At 59.1% G+C, this 562-nt stretch carries 1 protein-coding gene; it reads left to right on the forward strand.

What is annotated here, in order from left to right; genetic code table 11:
• Positions 1–19 precede the first annotated feature (19 nt).
• Positions 20–562: recombinase family protein (locus ADT71_RS32495; RefSeq protein ID WP_231635430.1), on the forward strand; the 543-nt coding region annotated here is incomplete at its 3' end.

A 562-nucleotide genomic window follows, 5' to 3' on the forward strand; every position in this document is an offset into this window, starting at 1 on the left:
CACCCGAATGCTTCAGAGCGTGCTGGTGGAACCGAAATGGACGGGCCGGATGACGCCGGATGATTATCGCGGCCTCACACCGCTGATTTACAGCCACGTCAATCCTTATGGCCGCTTCGACCTCGATCTGAATAGCCGGATCGATTTTGGGCGGCTTGCTGGCCTGACCGGGGCCTTTCCGCTCGCACCATTGGGTGCACCGAACGTGACGATCGGAAGTGACATATACGACATGTCACAAAAGGGTGGTTCCGTCACCAATGTTACTGTACGAGGGCAAAGCCACCCTAATGTGACGGATTTGCCCATGACCCGCGTCGGCTACGCCCGCGTCAGCACCATCGACCAGGATCTCGACATCCAGGTTGCCCGGTTGAAGGCAGCGGGCTGTGAAATCCTCCGCTCCGAAACAGGCTCGGGCGCATCGCGCACTGGACGCACGGAGCTTGAGACGATCATGCAGTTCCTGCGCGCCGATGACGAACTCGTCGTCCTGCGTCTCGATCGGCTCGGTCGCTCCACACGCGATGTTCTCAATCTGGTTCATGAACTCGACCAGAAG

It is taken from the genome of Novosphingobium sp. ST904 (assembly GCF_001298105.1).
Classification (GTDB): domain Bacteria; phylum Pseudomonadota; class Alphaproteobacteria; order Sphingomonadales; family Sphingomonadaceae; genus Novosphingobium.